This window comes from Pseudomonas sp. 91RF, from assembly GCF_003576265.1.
GTDB classification, from domain to species: domain Bacteria; phylum Pseudomonadota; class Gammaproteobacteria; order Pseudomonadales; family Pseudomonadaceae; genus Aquipseudomonas; species Aquipseudomonas kribbensis.
In genome coordinates this window covers 159206-185421 of the sequence record NZ_QWFC01000043.1, presented here as the reverse complement: position 1 = coordinate 185421, position 26216 = coordinate 159206, and the positions used below count along the sequence as shown (strand labels likewise).

Genomic DNA, 26216 nt, shown 5'->3' with positions numbered 1-26216 from the left:
TTATTTCGCACTTTTCCTACATTTTGTTTGCCTCTCCAGCAAAAAACGTGGTTATTATCCGCCGGCGCTACGGGTCACAAACCCGGCGCCAGAAGATTGCCGTGTGTCTACAGACCCGGCAGTCGCAGCCGATCGGGACCACCCTGGCGCTGTCACCCACCGCGCAGGTTGTTCCTCGTCGTTGACCCTCAAATGGAAGTCGAGGTTTCAATTGATCACGCGGTTTGCAATCGACGATGCAATGAGCAGGGCGACGGACGTCGTCAACGATTCTGTCATCTCCCCAGCTGCCTGCGCGGACCGCGCCACGGTGTTCTTCGCCAGCCTTTCTCCCCCCGGTTTCCTGTGTGTGCCTGCGTGCGACGCGAGTCTGCATGCGCGTGCCGCGCCATCTTCCTGAATTCGAATGACCGAACCGGTACTTGCTGCCGGGGCCTGACTGGCGGGGCGCGTGCTGTCTCTGCCTGATCACAAAAATAATGCAGTCATGGACGGTAGCCTCCGATGCTCGACAACACTTCCTTGCGTGGGACGAATCCCGCGCAGCCCGACGTTTCATCCTCGATTCCGTTCGACACCGATCTGTGTGTGCACGGTCTGTTCGAAGCGCAGGTGCTGCGCAACCCCGAGGCCATTGCCGTCCGTTGGCAAGCAGAGTCACTCAGCTACCGCGAACTCAATATCCGTGCCAACCGCCTGGCCCATCATCTGCGCAGCCTCGGCGTCGGGCCGGACGTGCGGGTGGGGATTTGTCTTGAGCGTTCGCTGGAGATGCTGGTGGGTGTGCTCGCGGTGCTCAAGGCCGGAGGTGCCTATGTGCCGCTGGACCCGGCGTATCCGCAAGCGCGGCTGGCGCACATGCTGGCCGACAGCGCACCGCCGGTGGTGCTGACCCACGGTCAGGTGCGGCATGTTTTGTTGGCTGCGCTCGAACAGTCGGCCACGGTGCCGACGGTGCTGGATCTGGGCGATTCAACACATTGGGCTACGCAATCTCAGGACAATCCCGATCCATACGCGACAGGCCTGACACCCCGACACCTGGCCTACGTGATCTACACCTCGGGTTCTACCGGCACCCCGAAAGGCGTAATGGTCGAGCATCGCGGGCTGATCGCCGTGAGCGCTGCCTGGACGCAACTCTATGCCTTGGGCGAGCCGGTCAATCACCTGCAAATGGCCGGGTTTTCCTTCGACGTATTCAGCGCCGACCTGATTCGTGCGCTGGGGTTTGGCGGCACGCTGGTGCTGTGCCCCCGGGACACTCTGATGGACCCGCCGGCCCTGTATCGCCTGATGCGGGAGGCGCAGATCGGCTTTGCCGACTTCGTGCCGGCGCTGCTCAATCCCTTGCTGGCCTGGGTCGAAGAGAGCGGCCAGGACTTGTCATTCCTGCGCACCGTGGTCTGCGGCTCCGACATCTGGACCGCCCACAGCGCCCGGCAATTGCGCAGGCTTTGCGGTGAGCGGGTGCAGATCGTCCAGGCCTATGGCGTCACCGAAGCGAGCATCGACAGCACCTGTTTCGAGTTCACCGAAAGCAGCCAGATCGACGCTGTGCTGCCCATCGGCCGGGCACTGCCCAATACCCGGATTTATCTGCTCGACGAACAAGGCGAGCCCGTCGCCGAGGGTGTCGCGGGCGAGCTGTACATCGGAGGCGTCGGCGTGGCGCGGGGGTATCTGAACCTGCCGCAACTCACTGCCGAGCGCTTCATCGACAACCCGTTCGTGGCGGGTGAGCGCTTGTATCGAACCGGAGATCTGGCGCGTTACCGAGCTGACGGCCAACTGGAATTCCTCGGCCGCAACGATTCCCAGGCCAAGTTGCGCGGTCTGCGTCTGGAATTGGGGGAAATCGAAACCCGGTTGGCGGACATCCCGGGCGTGCGTGAAAGCGTGGTGTTGCTGCGTCAGGACGGCCTAGGTGAACCTCGACTGGTCGCGTATTACTGCGAAAAACCGGGCACAACGCTGAGCCCGCGTTCCCTGCGTGAACGGCTGAAAGTCAGCCTGCCGGACTACATGGTGCCGACCGCATTCGTGCGTCTGGATGCGCTGCCGCTGACCGCCAACGGCAAGGTCGATCGGCCCGGTTTGCCAGCGCCGGACGTCGAGGCATTTGATCAGCAGGAATACCAGGCGCCGCAGGGAACGCTGGAAACTGCGCTCGCCGCGATCTGGGCCGAGGTGCTCGGCGTCGAGCGTGTGGGGCGTGAGGATCAGTTCTTCGGCCTTGGCGGTCACTCGCTGCTGGTGATGCGTGTGCTGGCGCAGGTTCGCCACACGCTTGGGCTGGAAGTCGCGCCTTCGACGTTGTTTGCCGCACCCGTTCTGAAACTGTTCGCCGAACGGCTGCAAGCCAGTCAGGCTGCGGCTCGTCCTGCGATCAAGGCCCTTGAACGCTCGGGCGCGCAAACGTTGTCGTCTGCCCAGCAGCGCCTGTGGTTTCTGGCGCAAATGGAGGGTGGCAACGCGGCGTATCACATGCCGCTTAACCTGCGTTTGCGCGGTTTGCTGGACGTTCCGGCGCTCGAGCGCAGCTTCAATCAACTGGTGGCGCGCCATGACGCGCTGCGCACCACCTTCATTGCTGTTGAAGGGGAAGGGCGGCAGCAGGTTTCAGCGCCTGCGCACAGCCTTCGACTGACCGTAACCGAACTGCAAGGGCCCGATGCTCAAGAGCGTCTCACCCGGTTGATCGACGAGGAGGGTGCCCGGCCGTTCGACCTGAGCCGTGGCCCGCTGATGCGCGTAAGTCTGGTGCGACTGGCGGCGGATGACCATGTGTTGCTGCTGACCCAGCACCACATCATCTCCGATGGTTGGTCGATGGGCGTGCTCACTCGTGAGCTGGGGCAACTCTACGAAGCCGCGCTACAGGATCGCGGCGATCCGCTGCCGCCATTGCCCGTGCAGTACGTGGATTACGCCGTGTGGCAGAAGCAATGGCTGACCGGTGAAGTGCTGGAACAGCAAAACCGCTACTGGCGCGAAACCCTTACCGGCGCGCCGGTGCTGCTGGAGTTGCCGACCGATCACAAGCGTCCACCCGTGCAGGACTACCTCGGCGGCTTTGTCCCGCTGGTCTTCGACGAAGCCTTGACCACGCGCCTGAAAGCCCTGGGCATGCAACAAGGCACCACGCTGTTCATGACGTTGCTGGCCGGTTTTTCGCTGCTGCTGTCGCGCCTGTCGGGGCAGCACGATGTGGTGATCGGCGTGCCATCGGCCAACCGTCCGCAGCAGGAACTGGAAGGGCTGATCGGCTTCTTCGTCAACACCCTGGCCCTGCGCATGACCCGGTCCGGCACGCCATCGGTGGCGCAATGGCTGCAACAGGCGCGGCGGGTCGCGCTGGGGGCTCAGGAGCATCAAGACCTGCCGTTCGAGCAAGTGGTGGAGTTGCTCAACCCGCCGCGCAGTCTGGCCCACAGCCCGCTGTTCCAGGTGCTGTTTGCCTGGGAGCAGGATCAGGATTCCGATCTGCTGCTGACCGGGCTCGACGTCACGCCGGTCGAGAGCAGTCATCACGTGGCCAAGTTCGATCTGCAACTGGCGCTCCATGAGCGCGACGGGCAGATCGTCGGCGGTCTGGAGTTCGCCTCGGGCCTTTTCGAGCGCAGCACCGTCGAGCAGTTCGGCGAGTACCTGCGCCGGGTGCTGATGCAGATGGTCGAGGACAGCGAACAGTCGCTGGCCGGGATCAAGCTGCTGAGCGCCGAACAACACCAGCAGATCGTTCACGACTGGAATCGCACCGCGCGGGACACCGCGTCGCTGCCCGGTTGCGTGGCGCGTTTCGAAACCCTGGCCCGGCAATCGTCCGACGCTGTGGCGCTGCTCGCCGACCGCGAACAACTGAGCTACGGCGAACTGAATCGCGCGGCCAACCGCCTCGCGCATTACCTGATCGAACAGGGCGTCGGCCCCGAACATCGCGTCGGCCTGTGCCTGGAGCGTTCGCCGCAAATGGTCATCGGCCTGTTGGCAATCCTCAAGGCCGGCGCGGCGTACGTGCCGTTCGACCCGGCTTATCCGAGCGAACGTCTGGCGTTCATGTTCAGCGATGCCGCGCCGACCATGCTGCTGACGCAATCGAGCCTGATGGCCGGGCTGCCGGCCAACGAGGCGCAGACCTGCTGCCTGGACACTGACGCAGCGCAATGGTCACAGCACCCGACGGATGATCCGCAAGTCACGATAAGCCCGGAAAACCTCGGCTACGTGCTCTATACCTCCGGCTCAACCGGGCGACCTAAAGGCGTTGCACACAACCGTCGTGCGCTGGACAACCTGATCAACTGGCAACTCGATCAAGCGACGACACCGCAGCGCGTGCTGCAATTCGCCTCGCTGAACTTCGACGTTTCGTTCCAGGAAATCTGCAGCACCCTCTGCCAGGGCGGCAGCCTGCTGCTGATGACCGAGGACAGCCGCAAGGACTTGGCAGCACTGCGCCCGACCCTGGTGGCCGAAGGCGTGCAGCGGGCGTTCCTGCCGTTCGCCGTGTTGCAGCAACTCGCCGGCCTGACCGAAGCCGATGCACCGATGCCGGCCGGTGGTTGCGAAATCATCACTGCCGGTGAAGCCCTGCAAATCAATGATGAGCTGCGCGGGTTTGTCCGTGGGCTCGGTGGCGCGCAGTTGCATAACCAGTACGGGCCGACCGAAACCCACGTGGTCAGCCAGTTCAGCCTTGACTGCAACGAGATTGAATCCTGGCCGGACGCGCCGCCCATCGGCCGCCCCATCGCCAACGCGCGGCTGTACGTGCTGGACGAACATTTGAATCCGGTCCCGGTCGGCGTGGCGGGCGAGTTGTACATCGCCGGAGCCTGCCTTGCTCGGGGCTACCTCAATCGCCCGGACCTGACCGCCGAACGCTTCCTGCCGGACCCGTTCAGTGACGAACCGGGCGCGCGGATGTACCGCAGCGGCGACTTTGCGAAGTTCCAGGCCGACAGCAACGTGCAGTACCTTGGGCGCATCGACCAACAGGTGAAACTGCGCGGCTTCCGTATCGAGCTCGGCGAGATCGACAGCCTGTTGCACCAGCAACCCGGTGTGCAGGAAGCCGCCGTGCTGTTGCGCGAAGACGTGGCCGGGGACAAGCGTCTGGTGGCCTATGTGGTCGGCTCCGCGACCAGTGAATCCCTGCGCGCCGAACTGCAACGCCAGTTGCCCGAACACATGATCCCGAGTGCCTGGGTCCGGCTCTCGCAACTGCCGCTGACCCGCAACGGCAAGCTCGACCGACAGGCGCTGCCGGCACCGGAACGCAGCGCCGGGGCGACTTACGAGGCGCCGCGCAACGACATCGAACGGCAAATGGCCGAGATCTGGGCCGAAGTGCTCAAGTGCGAGCGGGTCGGCATCCATGACAACTTCTTCGACCTCGGCGGCCATTCGCTGCTGGCGACGCGGATGATCTACGCGATCAACCAGCGCATGGGCGCGCAACTGTCCCTGAGCAGCCTGTTCCAGACCCCGGTGTTGAGGGATCTGGCGGCGCAGGTTTCGCGTGAAGAGCAGAGCGTTGAACCGGCGTTCATCCAGATCGAACCGGATCGCGGCAATCGGCATGAACCCTTCCCGCTGACCGATATCCAGCAGGCCTACTGGTTCGGCCGCGAGGCCACGGTCAGCCTCGGCGGCGTCAGCGCCCATGGTTACGAAGAACTGCGCATTCCCGGGTTCGACGCCGAGCGTTTCGAGCAGGCGCTGAACCGCATGATCCGGCGTCACGACATGCTGCGCGTGATCTTCCTCAGCGACGGTACACAACAGGTGCTGGCGCAGGTGCCGACCTACCGCATGCCGCGCAGCGATCTGCGCGGTTTACCCGCCGACGTGGCGCAACGCACCCTTGAAGCGACCCGCGAACGCCAGTCCCATCAGGTGCTGGACGCCAGTCGTTGGCCGCTGTTCGAGTTCAGCCTGTCGTTGCTCGATGACGGCATCACCCATTTGCATATCAGCCTCGATGCGCTGATCGTCGACGCCGCGAGCACGCAGATTCTCGCCCGCGAACTCATGGCGTTCTACGTCGATCCGGCGCTGGAGCTGGTCGAACCAGGCCTGACCTTCCGCGACTACGTGCTGGCCGAACAACAGCTGCGCAATGGTCGCCGCTACGAGCAGGCGCTGGGCTACTGGCGTGAGCGGGTGACCACTCTGGCCCCGGCGCCGGACCTGCCGCTGGTGCGCCAACCCGAGAGCATCGCCAACCCGCACTTTACCCGCCGCGACCGCGACATGTCGGCGGCGCAGTGGGCGCAGCTCAAAGCCGTGGCCAAGCAGTTTGCGGTGACGCCGTCGGTGATGCTGCTGACCGCGTTCAGCGAAGTGCTGGCGCTGTGGAGCCGCACCCCGCGTTTCACCCTGAGCCTGCCGCTGTTCAACCGTATGCCGTTGCACTCGGATGTCGACGAAATCATCGGCGACTTCACCTCGCTGGTGCTGCTGGAAGTCGGTATCGACGGGGCGCTGAGCTTCACCGACAAGGCCCGCGCCGTGCAGGCGCAGCTGTGGCGCGACATCGACCATTCGGTGGTCAGCGGTGTGCGGGTGCTGCGCGAATTGTCCCAGGCCCGGGGTGTGCAGCAGACGGCGATGCCGATCGTGTTCAACAGCACGCTGTCGGAAGCGGCGCCGGAACTGGCCGAGTTCAACCTCGCGGACGCATTGAACGCCAGACACATGCACAGCATCACCCAGACCCCGCAGGTGTGGCTCGACCACACGTTGCTGGAGCTGGAAGGACGGCTGTTGTTCAACTGGGACAGCATCGACGAACTGTTCCCGCAAGGCATGATCGAGCAGATGTTCGTTGCCTATAACACGTTGCTCGACAGCCTCTGCGAGCCGGCGGCCTGGGACGCAAACACGCCACAACTGTTGCCGCAGGCGCGGTTGCCGGCACCGGTCGACAATCAGCAAACGCTGCCATTGATGCACGAACTGTTCGAACGTCAGGCCCTCGCCACGCCGGAGGCACTGGCGGTCATCGGCACGCGGCAGCTGACCTACGCCCAGTTGCGCAGCGAAGCCTGGCAACTCGGCGCCCGCCTGCAAGCGCAGGGCGTGCTGCCGAACCGGTTGGTGGCGGTGGTGATGGAGCGCGGCTGGGAGCAAGTGGTGGCGACCCTGGCGATTCTGTATGCCGGCGGCGCTTATCTGCCCATCGAACCGAGTCAGCCAGCGGAACGGCTGCGGCATATTCTGGAGCGGGCCGAGGCGAGCCTGGCCCTGACCCAACCGACGCTGCTCGACAAAATCGAATGGCCGGCGCAGGTCACGCCCATCGCCGTGACCGATGCAGTCTCAAACGACGCATTGCCACTGCAACCGGTGCAGGTGAACGAAAGCGACCTCGCTTACGTGATCTACACCTCTGGCTCCACCGGTCAGCCGAAGGGCGTGGTGATCGACCATCGCGGTGCGGTCAACACCTTGCTCGACATCAACCGGCGTTTTGCCGTCGGCCCGAATGATCGGGTGTTGGCGATCTCCTCGCTGAGTTTCGACCTGTCGGTCTATGACTTCTTCGGCACTCTGGCGGTAGGCGCGGCGGTGGTCATCCTCGATCCGCAACTGACCCTCGATCCGGCGCACTGGCTTGAGTTGATCAAGCGTCATCAGGTCAGCCTGTGGAACTCGGTGCCGGCGCTGCTCGGCATGCTGGTCGAGTACGTGGAGGGCGAGGGCGGTGCATTGCCTGCCAGCCTGCGGGTGGCGATGTTGTCGGGCGACTGGATTCCATTGACCCTGCCCGAGCGGGCCTGGGCGTTGCAGCCGGACTTGCATCTGATCAGCCTCGGCGGCGCCACCGAAGCGTCGATCTGGTCGATCTATTATCCGGTGAAGCACGTCGATCCGGCCTGGCGCAGCATTCCCTACGGCAAGGCTCTCGACCATCAGCGGTTCTATGTGCTGGACGAAGCGCTGCAGGTCCGTCCGGCCTGGGTTGCGGGTCAGTTGTACATCGGCGGCATCGGTCTGGCGAAAGGTTACTGGCGCGATGAAAAACTCAGCGCGGGTAGCTTCTTCGACCATCCATTGACTGGCGAACGGCTGTATCGCACTGGCGACCTGGGGCGCTTGCTGCCGGACGGCAACATCGAATTCCTCGGTCGCGAAGACAATCAGGTCAAGGTCCAGGGTTATCGCATCGAGCTGGGCGAAATCGAAGCCGCGCTCAATCGCCATCCCGGCGTGCAGAGCGCTGTGGTGCGGATTCTTGGCAGCACGCTGGGCGAGAAGCGTCTGGCGGGTTATGTGCTCAAGGCCGATCCGGCGTTGCAGGCCAGTGATTTCACCGACTACCTGACGGACAAGCTGCCGGCTTACATGATTCCGACGTCATTCACCTTTGTCGAGGCGTGGCCGTTGTCGTCCAACGGCAAGGTCGACAAGAAACGCCTGCCGGAACCGGAGCAAATCGAGGAGCAAGGGCCGGCGCTGGAAGTCGAGGGCTCGCAGGAACAGCGGCTGGTGGAGATCGTGCAGGACGTGCTCAAGCGCGAGTCCATTGCCGCCAATGCCAACCTGCTGAACCTCGGCGCGACCTCAATCGATATCGTCAGGATCAGCAACGCCTTGTCCGGCGCCTTGCAGTTTCGCCCGCACGTGGCGCAATTGCTGGCCCAGCCGACGTTGCTGCATCTGCTTGGCATGTACCGCCAGAACCGGGCGCGTCAGGATCTGCTCGGCAACGTGCAGCAGGCCCCGGAGCCCGCGCAGGACATCATCGAGGATCCACAGCAGCGGGCGCAGTTCAAGGCTGAGCAACGCGGTCGCCGTGCCTTTGCTCAAGCCTTGCCGGAGGTGGCACTGGACTTGCCGCAAGACCCGGCCTTCGCCCGGCGTTTGAGTGATTACCGCTCGGTGCGCCAGTTCGGCGCGCAGCCGATTGCGACTCAAGCCTTTGCACATGTATTGGCGGCATTGGCGCAGGGACAACTCGACGGCGAAGTGAAATACCAGTTCCCGTCGGCGGGCGGGTTGTACCCGATTCAGGCGTACCTCTACGTCAAGCCGGACCGCGTGCTCGGCGTGCCCGGCGGCGCGTATTACTACGATCCCCGCCAGCATCGCTTGCTGGCGCTCCAGAGCGGATTGCTCGACCCGGACACCTACGACTATTTCGTCAATCGCCCGGTGTACGAAAACGCTGCGTTCTCACTGTTCTTTATCGCCGACATGGCCGCGATCCGCCCGTTGTACGGCGAGCGCAGCCGTGATTTCTGCCACATCGAAAGCGGCGCCATGGCCCAGTTGCTGAGCATGACTGCCGTCGAACACGGTCTGGGTCTGTGCGGCATCGGCTCGGTCGAGGAACAGCAACTGACGACGCTGTTCGACCTCGGGCCGAGTCATGAATTGATCTACTCGATGATCGGCGGGCTGCGCACGGCCGATGAACAACACCGCGCGCCGGTCGAGGCATTTGCCATCGAGCCTGTGACAGCCAGCCTGGACGACGAAGACATGGAGGAGTTCGAAGTATGAATGCCGATCAATTGCTGGCGTTGTTCGCTCGCCATGGCGTGGTGCTCGAAGTGGACGGTGACAGGCTGCGCTGCAAGGCGCCGCGCGGGTTTCTCACCGAAGAACTGACCCGGGCGCTCAAGCGTCACAAGCAGGCACTGATTGCCTTGCTCGGCGGGCACGATGACACGGTGATTCCCCGCCGTGCCGGCGCGCAGGAGTCCTGGCCGTTGTCGTTCTCGCAACGGCAACTGTGGTTTCTCGATCAACTGGAACCCGGCAACCCGTTCTACAACGTGCCCACGGCGTTGACGCTGAAGGGGCGGCTGGACGTGGCGCTGCTGGAGCGGGCACTGAACGAACTGGTTGCCCGCCACGAAGTCCTGCGCACGACGTTTTGCAGCGTGGAGGGTGAGCCGCGTCAGGTGGTGCATCCGTCGATGCCTCTGCCGTTGTCGGTGACGGATCTGCGCCAGTTGCCTGCCGACGAGCGTGAGCAGCAAGTGCGATTCGCCGTCGAACAGGACGCCCGGGCGCCGTTCGATCTGGCCACCGGGCCGTTGTTGCGGGCGTCGTTACTGCGTGTGGCTGAAGACGAATACCTGTGGCTGTACAGCGTGCACCACATCATCGCCGACGGTTGGTCGATGGGCGTGATCCTGCATGAAGTCGCCATGCTGTACGGCGATTATCGGCGTGGAGAGGCCTCGACGCTTGCGCCGTTGCCGGTGCAATACGCCGACTACGCCTGCTGGCAGCAACAGCGGGTTGGCGGTGCGGTGCTGGACGCTCAGCTCGATTACTGGCGGCGCACCCTGGACGACGCGCCGTTGTTGTCGACCTTGCCCGCCGACCGGCCGCGCCCGCTGGTGCAGCGTTATGTCGGCGCCACGTTCAGTTCCTCGGTCGATGGCGGCACCTTGCGCGAACTCACGGCGCTGGCCCGGCAAACCCAGGGCACGCTGTTCAACGTGCTGCTCGGCGCATTGGCGGTGTTGCTGTGGCGCCATAGCGGTCAGCAGGATCTGTGCATCGGCACGCCGTTTGCCAACCGCAATCGTCCGGAAGTCGAGCCGCTGATCGGCCATTTCGTCAACACGCTCGTGCTGCGTCAGCGCCTGAATCCGCAGCAGACCTTCGCCGAGCTGCTGCGCGAGGTGCGCGGCCAGATGCTCGACGTCCACGCCCATCAGGACGTGCCGTTCGACCGCGTGGTGGAGGCCGTCAATCCGCCGCGCGATCCGGGTCATTCGCCGCTGTTCCAGGTGATGCTGGTGTTGCAGAACACTCCGGGCAGCGGCGTACAGATGCCCGATCTGGAACTGACGCCGTACGGCACCAGTAGCGCCACGGCCAAGTTCGATCTGGCGTTCGAGTGGGTCGAGCGGGAAGGGCGGCTGGACCTGTTGGTGGAATACAACACCGACCTCTATGACGTCTCGACCATCGAACGCTTGAGCGGGCACTACCGTCATCTGCTCGAACAGATCGCCGCTGATGCCAAGCAACCGATCAATGCGTTGCCGTTGATGAACGAGGCTGAGCGTCAGCAGGTGCTGGTCGACTTCAACCGCACTGCGCCGCTGACGCAAGCGTCTCAATGCGTACATCAGTTGGTCGAAACTCAGGTCGCAAGCAACCCTCAGGCTTGTGCGGTGGTCTTTGAAGGCGAGTCACTGAGCTACGCCGAACTCAATGCCCGGGCCAACCGGCTGGCGCGGCACTTGCGCACCTTGGGCGTCGGACCGGATGTGCGCGTGGCGGTGTGCATCGAGCGTTCGCTGGAACTGCCGGTGGCGTTGCTGGCAGTGCTCAAGGCCGGTGGCGCCTATGTGCCGCTGGACCCCGATTATCCGCTGGGACGCCTGAGCCACATGCTCGGCGACAGCACACCGGCGGTGCTGCTGACCCTTGGTTCGGCGCACGGAATCTTGCGTCAGGCCGTGCAAGGATCGACCTGGGAAGCGCCGATTCTCGACCTCGAAAAAGATGCCGCGAGCTGGGCTTCGCTGCCGACGGATAATCTCGATCCTCGCAGTGTCGGCGTCACCCCTGACCATCTCGCCTACGTGATCTACACCTCCGGCACCACCGGTTTGCCCAAGGGCGCGATGGTCGCCCACCGTGGCCTGAGCAACCTGCTGCTTTGGTGTTTGCAGGTCTGTGGCGAAGCGGGAGCGATGCTGCACAAGATCCCGTTCGGTTTCGACGCCTCGGCCTGGGAGACCTTCTGGCCGCTGGCAACCGGCGGACGGCTGGTGATCGCGCGGCCCGGCGGGCATTACGAACCGGCGTATCTGGCCCGCGAGGTGCGTGAGCAGAAGGTCACGGCGCTGGTGTTCGTGCCGGCGATGTTGCAGCTGTTTCTGGAAGTCGACGAGGTCAGCCAGTGTGCGTCGCTGACCCATGTATTCAGCGGCGGCGGTGAACTGCCGCCAGCCCTGGCCCGGCGTTTTCAAGAGCGTCTGCCCCATGCGCGCCTGCACAACGTCTACGGCCCGACCGAAACCACGGTGATCAACAGCATCTGGACCCTTGAGCCCGGCGCCGAAGTCCCGGCCCGGCAACTGCCGATCGGCCGACCGATTTCCAACAACCGTTTTTACGTGCTCGATGACCGCGACGAGCCGGTGCCGGTGGGTGTCACCGGGCAATTGCACATTGGCGGCGTCGGCGTGGCCCGGGGGTATCTGGGGCTGGCGCAGCTCAGTGCCGAGCGCTTTATCGACAACCCGTTTGTGGCAGGTGATCGGCTCTATCGCAGCGGCGATCTGGCGCGTTATCGCCCGGACGGCCAACTGGAGTTTCTCGGGCGCAACGACTTCCAGGTCAAGTTACGTGGCGTGCGTCTGGAGCTGGGCGAGATCGAAACCCGGCTCGAAGCGTTTCCCGGTATCCGCAGCGCCGTGGTGTTGATGGTCGGCGAGGCGGCGCAGGATCAGCGGCTGGTGGCGTGTTGTGTGGTCGCCGAGTCGATGGATGAAGCGGCGGTGCAGGCCCATCTGGCGACGACCCTGCCACGTGCGGTGGTCCCCGGCAGTTATCTGTGGCTCGACACCTTGCCGCTGACCGCCAATGGCAAGGTCGATCGGACTGCGCTGACGGCGTTGGCGGACGAGGAAATGGTCAATCGTCAGGTCAACCTGAGCAGCCCGCGCGACCACATTGAACTGACGCTGTACCAGATCTGGAAACGTCTGTTGCTGGTGCCGCAGATCGGTATCCGCGACAACTTCTTCAATGTCGGCGGCACCTCCATCGCCGCGATCAAGATGGCCCATGAAATCAGCCAGGTGTTCGCGGTTGAAATGCCGGTACGCGTGGTGCTCAGCTATCCGACCATCGAGGCGCTGGGCGGCTGGCTGCGGGTCGGGGCCAACCCGGCGGTGGCGCAGGGCAATCTGATCGAGTTCCGCCGTGGGGCGGGGCAGAGCAATGTGGTGTGCATTCACCCGGCGGGCGGCACGGCGTTCTGTTACCTGTCGCTGGCCAAGGTGTTGCCGGACGAGGCTGGCGTTTACGGCGTGCAATCGCCGGGGCTGAATCCGGGAGAAGACACCGAGCCAACAGTCGAAGCGATGGCGGAGGCCTATCTGCGATTGATCGAACCGCTGACGACGCAACCGCTGATTCTCACCGGGCTGTCGTTCGGTGGCCTGGTGGCTTATGAAATGGCTCGGTTGCTGACGGCGGCCGGGCATCGTCAGGTGACGGTGGTGCTGCTAGATACCCAGGGCAGCGACGATCCGGGTTTCCGCGAGCAGATCGGCACCGTGGACATGGCCGAGTTCCGCGACAAACTGGTGCGTTTCAACGGCATGTACCCCGGCATCGAAGATGCGCAAGTCGAGCGCTATTTCCATATCTACAACCACAACCGTCTGGCCATGGCCGCCTATGAATGTGCGCCGCGCGCCGGGCGTGTGGTGCTGATTCAGGCAAGGGAAGACTTCAGTCGCCATCAGTTGCATGAGCTGCGCGGGTTTTGGCGGCGTCGCGCGGGCAGCGGTTATCTGGCGAAACTGGTCAGCGGCGGGCACTGGGACATGCTCGAAAGTGCAGAAATCCATCGGGTCTCGCAGATTATCCGGCAGGAGCTGCAACGCTTCGCCGCGCAGGAGGCGAAATGATGAGCGCATCCAATGACCTGACGTTGCTCGCACGCTTTGCCGAGCAAGTGCAGCACAATCCGCAAGCCCTGGCCGTCATCGACGGCTCGGTAACCCTGACTTACGCCGAACTGGCCAGCGCCAGCGAGCGCATCGCCCGAGGGTTGCTGGCACGCGGCGTCGGGCCCGGCCAGTCGCTGGCGTTGTGCATGCCGCGTTGCTGGCAATGGCTGGCGGCGATTCTCGGCGCGTTGAAGGTTGGCGCGGTGGTCGTACCGCTGGACCGTGCCAGTCCGCTCAAACGGCGGGAATTGATGCTGGCGGATGCGGCGTGTGTAGGGCTGATTACCCTGAACGAAGAGCCACTGATGTCGTCCTCACTCTGGCAAGTCAGTGTCGAGGCGTTGCTCGATCAACCGGACGTTCCGCCGCAAGCGCTGACCGCAGAGTTCGCCGAGGTGATGTTCCTGTTCTACACCTCGGGCACCACCGGCACACCGAAGGCGGTCGAGGTTGGCGAGCGCGGTTTGTTGCGACTGGCGCACACCGCCGGCTATATCGAAATTCGTCCAATGGACCGGTTTGCCTGCCTGTCCAACCCGGCGTTCGATGCGTGCAGTTTCGAGCTGTGGGCGCCGCTGCTCAACGGCGGTTGCTGCGTGATGATCGCCGACGAAGACGTGCTGGATGCCCGGCGTCTAGCCGAGGTGCTGGAACGGACGCAGGTCGACAACCTGTTCATGACGGTGTCGCTGTTCAACACCTTGATTGCCGAGTGGCCGTCGTGCTTTTCCAGCGCACGTCAGGTGCTGATCGGCGGCGAGCAGATCAGCGCTGCGGCCGTCCGTGGCTGGTATCGGGCGAATCCTGATAGCGGGTGCCGGATTCATAACGTGTACGGTCCCACCGAATGCACCACGTTCGCCCTGTGCTGGCCGATCAGCCGCGACTTTACCGGTGACCTGGCGCCCATTGGCCGACCGTTACCGGACACCGGTGTGTTGTTGCTGGATGAGCAGCAACGGCCGGTGCCTGCGGGAGAGATGGGCGAGTTGTACCTGAGTGGCAGCGGCGTCGCCCGTGGCTACCGCAACCGGCCCGAAGAAACCGCCCGCCAGTTCGTCCGGTTGCCCGACCTCGACGGTGGCGCGCACGTCCATTACCGCACCGGCGATCTGGTGCGGCGCAATGCCGAGGGCTTGATCGAGTATCTGGGGCGGGTCGACCGGCAGGTGAAGATTCGTGGTTTCCGCATCGAGCCGGGGGAGGTGGAACAACGGATCCTGGAGCATCCGGGCGTGGCGCAGGTGTATGTCTGCACCCGGCGTCAGGCGGCGGAGGATCATCAGTTGCTGGCGTTCATCGTGCCGCGCGGGGAGCTGGACTATCACGCCTTCGAAACCCATCTGCGGGCGCAACTGGCGCCATACATGAGACCGCATCAGTTGTTCCTGCTGGGGCGCCTGCCGCTGACGGCCAATGGCAAGATCGATCGCGACAGCTTGCTGGGGCAACCGCTGAACCCATGGCATCCAGCTTCCGTGGCCATGGAAAACGACAACGCTTCGCCGACGCTGGACTGGTTGCTGAGCCAGGCGCGTTCGCTGCTCGGCCAACCGGGCCTGAGTGCGCAGGACGACTGGCTGGGCAGTGGTGGTGATTCGCTCAAGGCCATGCGTCTGCGCTCGGCGATTCGGACCCGTTGGCAGCGCGAGATCCCCCTCGACACGTTGCTCAGCAAGTCTTTCTCATCACTGGCCGGACAACTGCTGGGCGAGCGTGGCGATTCGATCTATCCACCTGCGCCTGCGATCAGCCGCGCCGCACGCTTGCCGGCCACCGCCGAACAGCGCCGCTTGTGGCTGTTGCAGCAACGTTCGCCGACTTCGACCGCTTACAGCGTGCCGCTGATTCTGCATCTGGCGGCAGGTGTCGAGGTCGCAGCACTGGGCGAGGCCGTGGACCGTCTGGTGAAGCGCCATCCTGGTTTGCGCATGGCATTCGCATCGGGTGCCGAGGGTCTTGATCAGGTGATTGCCGAGCAAGGCTCGGTCTGTAGCACTTTTGCCGTCGGGCATTTCACCGAAGACAACTGGCAGGCCTTTGCGGAGCTGGTGTTCGCCACGCCGTTCGACCTGTCCACGCCGAACCTGTTTCAGGCGTGGCTGTTGCCGTTCGCCGATGGCAGCTGTCGGCTGCTGCTGAATCTGCATCACATCATCGTCGATGGCTGGTCGGTGAACCTGCTGTTCGACGACCTGAAGCAGCTCTATGCCGACGCCGTGCAAGGTCGCGAAAGCCCTGAATCGGCAGCCCATCTGACGACGCTGGAGTTTGGCCAGTGGCAGCGGCAGTGGAGCGTCGATCCGCATTACCGCGACCAGCGGCGAGCCCTGGCTGAGCTGCATCGGCGGCAGGAAGAACCATCGCCCGCGCTGATGCCGATGCGCCCGGTCAGCCCGGACGCGAGGTTGCACCGCGAGACCCTCGGCGCGGTGCGCAGTGCAGCCCTTGAACGGTTCTGCACGCAACAGCGACTGACCCGTTTCGAAGTGCTGTTCAGTGTCTTCGCCTGGAGTCTTTACGCCCTGACCGGGTGCGAGCGGGCCCGGATCGCCAGCCCGGTGGCCAACCGGCCCCTGGCGGAGTTCGAGGACAGCGTCGGCATGTTTGCCAACACCGTGCTGATTCCCACCGCCGTAAACCACGCAGCGACCCTGAGTGAACAGCTGCATCAACAGACCGCCACCGTGCGCGAGGTGCTGGCGCTGCAAGATGTGGCACTGGCGGATCTGGTCGAAGATCTGCGGTTGTCGTCGAATACTGCGCTGTTCGATTTCATGTTCGTGCTGGAAAACACCGAATACGCGGCGCTGGCTGACTCCAGCCTGCGCGCGACCCTTGAGTTCAACGAACACCTGCACGCCAAATGTCCGCTGACCTTGTTGATGGTGGGCAGCGGTTCGCAGCTGGAGTGCTGGTGGGAATATCAGTGCAGCTATTTCGATGCCGACCAGATGAGCACGGTGAACGCATTGTTCCGCCGTGGTCTGGACCTGTTGCTGGAAAGCCCGGCGGCAACGCTCGACAGTCTGCTGGGGCCTTATCGACATGCTCTGGCCCCGGCCAGTGAAGGTCCGAAGGGCGAGCTGCCGTTCAATACACTTGCAGACTGGTTCGAGCATCAGGTGCATTGCACGCCGGATGCGGTTGCGCTGGTGCAAGGTCAGCGTCGTTTCAGCTATGCCGAGCTGAATGCGCTGGCCGATTCCCTGGCGGCGACATTGATCACGCGTCATCCATTACCGGAGGGAAAAGCGCCGCTGCATGTGGTGCTGTTCCTCGATGCCTCGGTCGAGCACATCGTCGCGCTGCTGGCCCTGGCCAAACTCAATCTGACCGCCGTGCCGCTGGATCCCGGTTATCCGGTGGCGATCCAGCGTCAGGTGCTGGAACAGGCGCAACCGCATTGTGTGCTGTTCAGCGACACGACGGTGGCCGCGCTCGATGATCTCAATGACGGACGATTCGCCACGCACCGGGTCAATCTGCACGTCGATGCCGAAGCGTTCGAGCGTCCACGTCACGCCGGTGAGCGACCGCTGTACACGCTGTTTACCTCCGGCTCGACCGGCAGGCCCAAAGGTGTGCAAGTGTCGGAACGCACCCTGTGCAATCTGCTGCAATGGCAGCGCACGGAAGGGCAGTTGCCGGCAAAAGCGGTGACCTTGCAGTTCTCGATGCTGTCGTTCGACGTGTCGTTTCAGGAGATTTTCAGCACTCTGTGCGGGGGTGGCTGCTATCACCTGATCACGCCGCGCTGGCGTCAGGATGCCGAGGCGTTGTTGGGATACATGGTCGAGGCGCGGATCGAGCGGTTGTTCCTGCCGTACGTGGCGTTGCAGCATCTGGCGCAAACCGCTGTGGCTCGCGGAGTGTATCCGTCGGCATTGCGCGAAGTGATCACCGCCGGGGAGCAATTGCTCTGTACCGACGCGCTGCGCAACTGGTTCGGCGGTATGCCGCAGGCTTCGTTGTTCAATCACTACGGCCCGACCGAAACCCATGTGGTCAGTGCCTTGCGTCTGCCTCCGCAGCCCCGTGACTGGGCGTTGCGTGCACCGATCGGTCATGCCGTCGGCAATGCCCGGTTGCTGTTGGTCGATGAGCAAGATTGCCCGGTGCCAATTGGCAGTCGCGGCTATCTGCTGGTGGCCGGGCCGATGGTTTCCCGATGCTATCTGGGTGATGCAGGTCTGAATGCCAAGCGGTTTGTAGAGTTGCCAGAGGGCCGCTTGTTCTATCGCACCGGCGATCTGGCGTGGGCCGATGCCCAAGGCTGTCTGCATTATCTGGGACGTGACGACCAGCAGATCAAACTCAGCGGCCATCGTCTGGAGCTGGGGCAGATCGAGGCGGCCCTGATGCAGGTGCCGGAAGTGGTCAACGCGGTGGTGGCGGTTCAGGCTGATCCGCCGCGCCTGATCGCCTGGCTGCAACTCGACGGCGAGCCTGCGACGTCGCAAGAGCTCGATCGTCAGGTCGCGAAACAGCTGCCGGCCCATGTGCGGATCGATGAATATCGGCGGATCGACGTCTGGCCGCGCACCCCCAGCGGCAAGATCGACCGCAAGGCCTTGCCGAATGTGGGTGAGGCGCTGGAGCGGCGCAGTACGCTACAACCGGTTGTTCAGTTGAGCGCACTGGAGCGGCAACTGAGCGAGCTGTTCCGGGATGTGATCGGCCGTGACATCGAACCGGAACAGACCTTCTTCGAGGCCGGCGCCACCAGTCTCGGCCTGATGCGTTTGCATGGTCGTTACGCCGAAGCGCTGCCGCACAAGGTGACGATGGCCGACCTGTTCGAACACGTCACGATTCGGCGTCTGGCGGCGCATCTGTCGACGGCTTCGGTGGCAGCAGTGGAGCGTGTCCGGCAGACCGATGCTGGTCATCAGCCGATGGCAATCATCGGCATGTCGGTCAATGTGGCCGGGGCGCAGAACCTGTCCGAGTTCTGGGCGATGGTGCAGGGTAACGAGCTGGGCATCGAACACTTTGCCGCCGAAGAAGGTCTGGTCGGCGCCCGCAGCCAACTGGCCGGCATGCTCGACTTCGATCCCGAGTACTTCGGCATCAGCCGCCAGGAAGCGCGTCTGATGGATCCGCAACAGCGGCATCTGCTGATGGGGTGCGTTCAGGCCTTGCAACACGCGGGCATCGTCCCGTCGGCGGATGGTCCGCGCATCGGCCTGATCGCCAGTTGCGGCGAAACCACCTACTTCCAGCAGATGCTGCGCGACACTGCAGAAGGCGATCTGCCGGACGGCTTCCAGATGGCGCTGCATCACGACAAGGACTTTCTGGCGACCAAAGCCGCGTATCACCTGGACCTCAACGGCCCGGCCCTGAGCGTGCAGGCGGCGTGCGGCAGTTCGCTGATCGCCGTGCACCTGGCCAGTTCGATGCTGCGCCAGGGCGACAGTGACGTGATGCTGGCCGCCGGCGTGCTGATCGACCCGACCCTGACTGATGGCTACCGTCATCGCTCGCAGCACATCTTTTCCGCCGATGGTCTGTGCCGTCCATTCAGTGACGACGCCAGTGGCACCATCGGCGCCAGCGGTTATGGCGTGGTGGTGCTCAAGCCATTGGCCAGGGCGCGGGCGGATGGCGACCGGATCTACGCGTTGCTCGAAGGCTCTGCACTGAACAACGATGGCCGGGCCAAGATGAGCTACACCGCGCCATCGGTGGCCGGGCAGAGTGCAGTCATCAGCGACGCCTTGAATCGCGCCAGACTGACGGGCGCTGACATCGGGTACATCGAAGCCCATGGCACCGGCACTTTGCTGGGGGATCCGATCGAGGTCGCGGCGTTGACCAAGGCCTTCGGCGAAGCGCCGGCCGGCAGCTGCGCGCTGGCCTCGGTGAAGAGCCAGATCGGCCATCTGGGTGCGGCGGCGGGGGTGGTCGGGCTGATTCGCGCCAGTCTGGCGGTGTTCCATGGCGTGTTGCCGCCGAACCTCGGGTTTGGCCGGATCAACCCGCAGATCGATCTGGAGCATTCGCCGTTCTATGTGCCCACTGCATCGCGGCCGTGGCCGGAAGGGCGGCGGCGTCTGGCGGGTGTCAGCAGTTTCGGGATTGGTGGCACCAACGCCCATGTGATTGTCGGCGCTGCACCCAAGTCGCAGGACTTGACCGAGGAAACGCTGCCACTGTTGATGATCTCGGCCCACAGCCGAGCGGAGCTGCTGCGCGATATCGCGGTGATTCGCGAGCACATGCAAGCGCATCCGGAACAGCGGACTGCATTGCTGCGGCACTTGCAGTCTGGTCGCCGGCAACTGCGCTGGCGCTTTGCGATGGTCTGCCAACCGGGTGACGCAATTCCTTTGCAGCCGACAACGATCAAGGAAATCACCACTTCGGGTGCACAGCTGACCGTTCGTGATCATACAGCGCAGGCGTTGCTGGAAGCCTGGTACGAAGGCGCCCATATCCAGTGGCCGCAGCGTTCGGCACCGCCGCCATGGGATTTGCAGCCGTCGTCTTTTGATCTCCAGACCTATCGGTTTCAACCCCCTGGCGAAATCGTTGCCCCGGTTTTGGCAGGCATCGAGCGGCAGCCGCTGGCGCAGTGGTTTCATCAGCGGCAGTGGGTGCGTGTCCAGCGCCTGGGCTTGAAAGCACCAGAGGCCATACGAGAAACGCTGATCCTTTGCAGCCATGAAGCACCCGGCGCGGCATTGCTGGAACATCTGCGAACGGTTTATCGACGTGTGGTTCAAGTCCGCACCGGCAATGGCTTCAAGCATCTCGGCGCAGATCGATTCGAACTGGATCCGCTGGACACCGAAGCCCTGAGCCGTTTGCTCACCGAGGTCACAGAACCTGAACCCGGCGAACTCGACTGGCTGCACACCTTGCCGCTGGCAGTGTCCGGCGCGGTCAACGAGCAATCGCTGGATCTGGCGCAGTGGGCCTGTCTGGACACGGTCAGTGCGCTGATGCAGGCCTGGGGGCAAACCGCGCGCACGACACGACTGCGGTTGTGGCTGATGTCGTGGCAGGCGTGTCCGGTGGATGGCGAAGTACGGCGTCCCGAGCTGGGGGCGCTGGCCGGGATCAGCGAGGTGGCGCCGCAGGAATACCCGGTGCGTTGCCACTGGCTGGACTGGCCGTCGCCGCACCTTGATGCGCAGGCCAGAGAGCTGGCGGCGCTGCTCGGCGATCCGGCCGCGTTGCCTCGGCGGATGGCGGTGCGCGACGGTTACCTGTGGCAGCCACGGTTGATCGCTCAGCCATTAACGGGTCCGACCACGACTTCCAGCCTGCTGCCGGAGGACGGCACGTTTCTGGTGCTGGGCGGCACTGGCGGGATTGGTCGAACCCTTTGCGAACATCTGTTGCAAGCACCTGCGCGGCGTGTGGTGTTGCTCTCCCGTCAAGGTGAATTGCCTGTAGAACTCGCGGCCTACGCCTCGCGAATCGACTGCGTTCAGGCGGACATCGCTGACCTGTCACGCTGGCCGCAGGTACTCGAGCAACTGGCCCGACGTTACGGTCAGCTGACCGGGGTGATTCATGCGGCGGGTGTCGGTGCGGGCAGTCTGATTCGCCATCGCGATGCCCGGCAGATGGCCGAGGCGATGGCCGCCAAGACTCGCGGCATGCTCGCGGTCGAAAGCCTGATCGAGCAGCTTTCGCCGGGCTTCGTCCTGTACTGCTCGTCGATGTCGGCACTGTTCGGCGGCGCAGGGCATCTGGACTATTCGGCAGCCAGTGGTGTGCTCGACGGCTTCGCGCATTACCGTCCGGACACGACCAATGCTTGCCTGCGTCTGGGGATCAACTGGGACATCTGGCGCGACATCGGCATGGCCACGACCAGCAATGGCGGGGACGCTGCGCATCAGGAGCATCTGACGGTCGGCTTGTCGGCCGAAGAGGGTTGTCGGGTGTTCGATCTGGCGATGGCGGCGCAGTTGCCGCAATTGCTGGTTTCGACCACCGGTATCGACACCGCGCGGCGTTTCTATCCGGTTCGCCATGGCGCCGTGGCCGCGCCGGTCGCAGTGCCGAAGGGCGTGGATCTTTCCGCGCGCCTGCGTGAATGCCTGTGCAAATGGCTCGGCGTGGCTGAGTTGGAGGACGACGATTCGCTGTACGACCTGGGCGCGGATTCGCTGACCCTGCTGGACCTGATCGATGAACTGCAAGCGGCCACCGGCGAGGTGTTCCAGCTGTCGCAGTTCAGCCACAAGGTCAGCCTGGGCGAGGTGTTGGGGCTGGTGGCAGATTCCACGGCAGAGGCTTCAGATGACGCGTCGCACAGCTGGAACGACGCGGTGCGGATCGATCAATGGCATGCCGGCGCCGGTCGCGAGTGGGTGTATTTGATCCATCCGGTGGGCGGCGATGTTCAGGCCTATCGGGAACTGGTTTCGACGCTGCCGACGGAACTGGGTGTCTGCGTGATTGCAGACCCTGCGTTGCGTGTGCCGGCGCTGCCGAACATCAGCATTGTCGAGCGGGCCCGGTGGTATCTGCAGGCGATCAAGTCCCACATTCCGGACGGTTGCGCCTGGCGTCTGGCGGGTTGGTCGTTCGGGGCCTGGGTGGCGCAGGCGCTGTGTCTGCAAGCTCAGGCTGAAGGCTTCAGGCAACCGCTGCTGTATCTGATCGACCCACCCGCGCCGGATGCCGGTGCGGAACTGGCCGGCATCGACGAGCGGACCATCGAACAGGTGTTCCAGCGAGAGTTCGCCCAACGCTGGCCTGACGTTGAAGGGCATGGGATGTCCGAGGAGCGTCAGGCTTATCTGCAACGGCTGACGGTGTGCTGTCGCAATAACATGGCCAGCATGGTCGATTTCCAGCCCCCGGCGTTGGTCGCCACATCCGTGTGGATGTTTATCGCCGGGCACGCCAACCCTTATGGGCTGGGCAACGCCTGGAACATGAATGACCTGCAACGCAACTGGCAGGCCTTGCTGCCGCAGTTGCAGAGCTGGCAGCAACTGGACACCGACCACTACGGCATCGTGGCGGGCCGTTGGGCGCGGTTGCTGGCCGAGGTCATCGGCACGGAGGAGTCGTCGAGATGAATGAGCCGATCTTGATGCCTCGGTGGTTGCCAACCTTGGCGCAGGTGCTGTGCGAAGAGCAGCCCGATGTCTTGCTTCAAATGATTTACAGGGTCGATGAACCGCAGTCGCTTCGGCCAGTTCATCGTTGGCAAGCCGACGTGGTGCTGCCGATGCTATGCGAGGCATTGCCGAAACACCGGCCAGCGCTGCTCGCACTGCAAAGCCTGCATCAACGGGCGGCCCTCGGTTTGTCCGGGCGTCACGGCGAGTGGCGGGCCACCCTCAAACCGGTGTTGCTGGCGTTGTATCGACGGGCCTATGCCTATGACGCGGCGTACGCCCAGGCCCATGCCAGTGCGATGACTTACGGCCTCGCGCCGAGCAACACCGCGATGATCGCCGAGCACTTCGGCGATGCCGAGGCGTTCGCGGTGTATTACGCGCAACTGAATACCGACGCCAGCGCCACTGCGTTCGCTCAGGCCCATGCCGCCGCCAATGTTGAAATCTCGTCCCGGGCTTTTGCGACTGACGACGCGGATGCGTATGCGCAGGTTTGCGCAGCGTCGGCGCGGGTTTATGTCTGGGCCTGTGCGAAGACCGACGAGGAGCGACGTGCGCTGTTCAACCATCTCGCACAAGGGCTGATCCGGCACCTGCAGTCCCATCCAACAGGAGAAACGACATGAACGATGCACAGCAGCAATTCGATGTGGTGATCAACGCTCAGGGTCAGTATTCCCTGTGGCCGGCGGGCAAGCCGATGGCCAGCGGCTGGAATGCGGCCGGGATGCGTGGCGAACGTCAGGTCTGTCTGGATTACATCAATGAGCACTGGATCGACATGCGCCCGCGTTCTCTGCGCGAGCAGTCATCGGTGTCGTTCCAATAAGAAAGGTGAGAGAACATGGATCAGTTGGCACTCAAGGCAATCGAGCGCATCGCCGCAGAAAAGCGCGCGCCGTATCAGCGCATCACGGTCGACCGGATCACGCCGATCATCGGTGCCGAAATCGGCGGCGTCGATCTTTCGCAACCGCTGGATGACGCTCAGCTCGCGGAAATCCGCCGGGCCTTTCTGGAGAACCACGTACTGGTGTTCCGCGATCAGCATCTGACGGTCGAGGAGCACAAGGCGTTTGGTCGGCTGTTCGGCGAACTGCGGGCGTTGCCGGTGGAGGATATCGACGGCGATGACCCGGAACTGGTGGTAATCCGCGCCAATGCGCAATCGCGCTATGTGGCTGGCGAAACCTGGCACACCGACGGCACGGCTGACCTGGCGCCGTCCATGGGTTCGATGCTGTACGTCAAGGAAACCCCGGCCATCGGCACCGGCGGCGATACGCTGTTCGCCAACATGCACCTGGCGATTGAAATGCTTTCGCCAACGATGCAGCAGTTTCTCGGCGAATTGACCGCGATTCACGACGGCGCGATTCCGTGGAAAGGCTATGAGGCGCCGGCCAACCTGCCAAAAACCGAACACCCGGTGGTGGTGCGTCACCCGGAAACCGGACGCAAGTCACTGTTCGTCAATTCCGGGTTCACGTCGCACATCGTGCAGTTGTCCGGAGGCGAAAGTCAGGTGCTGTTGAACATGCTGTTCGACCTGGTGGCCCGTGAGCCGTCCCTCAGCTGCCGGGTTCGCTGGGCGCCGAACACGCTGGTGTTCTGGGACAACCGCTGCACCCAGCACCACGCGATCTGGGATTACTTCCCGCATTCGCGTTATGGCGAGCGGGTGACGATTCTCGGCACGCAGCCCAAGGCTTGAAAACATCAGAGGGAGCCATGCGCTCCCTCTTTTTCTAAATGCCGCGACGAATCAGTTGCTCGACGATCAACTCACCGAACGCCAGATTGCCGTGCAGCGGGTCATCCACTTCGCAGAACGCCTCACGCTGAAAACCCTGCTCATCGTTCGCCGCCTCGCGCACGTCGATCAGCTCGACGCCAAGCCCTTGCAAACGTTCGATCAACAATGACTGCGCCGCCATGAACACGCGCGGGTCGGACAACTCCGGCACCCGTTGCGGCGGCAGCGCGGCGAACACCTTGAGGTTCAGCGCCAGAGCCTGTTCATAGAAAGCCAGGGCGGGACGGGACAGGGTGTCGATGATCGTCTCGAACAACGGCCCGGCGAGAAAACCGTCGTCGAACTCACCCTGCGCATTCTGGTAACAGGTCCAGTTCGGTGCGGTGGCGAGGTAGTGCAGGCTCAGGCCGATTGTGCTCACCAGCGGCACGCCGACCTTCGCCAGTTGCGGGACTTCCAGCGTGTTGAGGGCCTGGCGGTACAGTCGATCCATTTCCGCATCCCGAAAGACGACGTCATGACGGGTCAACTGGAAGAAGTCGACGGCGAAGTCCCGACCGGTTCCCAGCGGGCCGCCACCGAAAGCTATCTCACGGGCCTGCGCCGCCTTGCCGATGACGCCGGCATGGGAGTCGCCCAGCAGCAGAAACCTAGGCGTAGTAATCGAGTACGGCGTCTTCACAGACAAGATCCTCGCTGGACACACGGGTGGAGGAGGTCGGCGCCTGCACCGACTGGACGGCTTCAAGTCCGGCAAAGAATTGCTGCATCACGAACGCCACGCCTTCTGGCGTGACTTCCCGCTGGTTAGGCTGGTAGAACGCGCCCTTGAACGGCGTGCCGGTGATGATTTCGTAAGACGGGAAATAGTCGACGTCGGGCAGGTCTTCACACAATTGCCCGGCGACTGCGCGCAGGACCGATTTGGAGTAGGTCGTGGCGCTCAGCACATGTTGCCCGGTGGCGGTGGCCGTCAGGGGCACCGGTGAAACGGTGAGCAGCAGGCGCAGTTGCGGGTTGATCGAACGCATCAGTTCCAGCGCCCTGACCATGTCGCCGTAAGTGTCCATGAAACCGAAGTTGCAGAACCGGTGGAGCAGCGGATCGAAAGTGCCACGCACGGTGCCGGGGCACACGGGATAGACCAGACCGGTCTCGCGATGTTGCCAGGCTTCGGTCAGGCCGAGGGTGAACACAAACACCTTGGCCCGACGCAGTGCTTCGCGGATGGCGTCGAGGGTGGCCTCACGCGACTCGAACAACGCCTGCTCGCTGGCAAATCCGTCAGGCTCCACGGCGGGGCGGAACGGATCGAAGAAACGCCCGTCATGCACCCAGGCCTCATCCGGCGGAGCGCTCACGCCCAGCGCCCATTCAAGCCATTGGCACAACATCGCCGGGGTATAAAGATTGCCGGTGCGAAAGGAAAACACCCCGTAGTTGTGGGCTTTCCAGTCGGCCTCGGGCAACGCGTCCGGGGCGGGCTCCGCGTCCAGCCAGTGCATGCCGCGTTCCACCAGCGCGCGGCCGATGTGCTGGGCGAAACAGGAGCCGGCGGTAACGATGGCATCCTTGTTGCCGATCTCGAATTGCGGGGTCCACAGTTCACCGATGTCCGGCGCGGACTTGTCGGCGACGGCCGTACGCCAGAAAGCGCGGGGTGGCAGGCATTGATAGGGATTCACGACGAGAGGCCTCCTT

8 protein-coding genes are annotated in these 26216 nt (G+C 63.7%); 6 read left to right on the top strand and 2 right to left on the bottom strand.

The window, feature by feature from the left end:
• The first annotated feature begins 504 nt into the window (after positions 1–504).
• From DXT77_RS22405 to DXT77_RS22380, 6 genes are read left to right on the top strand one after another with little or no spacing between them, the layout of a single operon-like run.
• Positions 505–9513 (top strand): non-ribosomal peptide synthetase, encoded by a 9009-nt coding sequence (locus tag DXT77_RS22405; RefSeq protein WP_119429216.1) that lies wholly within the window; start codon positions 505–507, stop codon positions 9511–9513.
• On the top strand, positions 9510–13622 hold the full coding sequence (locus DXT77_RS22400) for a non-ribosomal peptide synthetase (protein ID WP_119429215.1): 4113 nt from the start codon (positions 9510–9512) through the stop codon (positions 13620–13622). The genes DXT77_RS22405 and DXT77_RS22400 overlap by 4 nt, the downstream gene beginning before the upstream one ends.
• Entirely contained in the window at positions 13619–22714 is a 9096-nt protein-coding gene (locus DXT77_RS22395) for a hybrid non-ribosomal peptide synthetase/type I polyketide synthase (RefSeq protein WP_119429214.1), read from the top strand. The genes DXT77_RS22400 and DXT77_RS22395 overlap by 4 nt, the downstream gene beginning before the upstream one ends.
• Positions 22711–23385: a hypothetical protein gene (locus DXT77_RS22390; protein ID WP_256663010.1), complete on the top strand. Its 675-nt coding sequence runs from the start codon at positions 22711–22713 to the stop codon at positions 23383–23385. The genes DXT77_RS22395 and DXT77_RS22390 overlap by 4 nt, the downstream gene beginning before the upstream one ends.
• Positions 23382–23588: an MbtH family NRPS accessory protein gene (locus DXT77_RS22385; RefSeq protein WP_119429213.1), complete on the top strand. Its 207-nt coding sequence runs from the start codon at positions 23382–23384 to the stop codon at positions 23586–23588. The genes DXT77_RS22390 and DXT77_RS22385 overlap by 4 nt, the downstream gene beginning before the upstream one ends.
• A gap of 15 nt (positions 23589–23603) precedes the next feature.
• Positions 23604–24473, top strand: coding sequence for a TauD/TfdA family dioxygenase (locus DXT77_RS22380; protein ID WP_119429212.1), 870 nt, complete (start codon positions 23604–23606; stop codon positions 24471–24473).
• A gap of 34 nt (positions 24474–24507) precedes the next feature.
• On the opposite strand, the gene DXT77_RS22375 is transcribed toward DXT77_RS22380, so the two are convergent.
• Together DXT77_RS22375 and DXT77_RS22370 are read right to left on the bottom strand one after the other, a co-directional pair.
• The gene (locus DXT77_RS22375) at positions 24508–25197 is read right to left on the bottom strand and encodes a hypothetical protein (protein ID WP_119429211.1); all 690 of its coding nucleotides are present in this window, start codon (positions 25195–25197) and stop codon (positions 24508–24510) included.
• Positions 25166–26200, bottom strand: coding sequence for a GSCFA domain-containing protein (locus tag DXT77_RS22370; protein ID WP_119429210.1), 1035 nt, complete (start codon positions 26198–26200; stop codon positions 25166–25168). Before DXT77_RS22370 ends, DXT77_RS22375 begins: the two co-directional genes overlap by 32 nt.
• Positions 26201–26216: the final 16 nt, after the last annotated feature.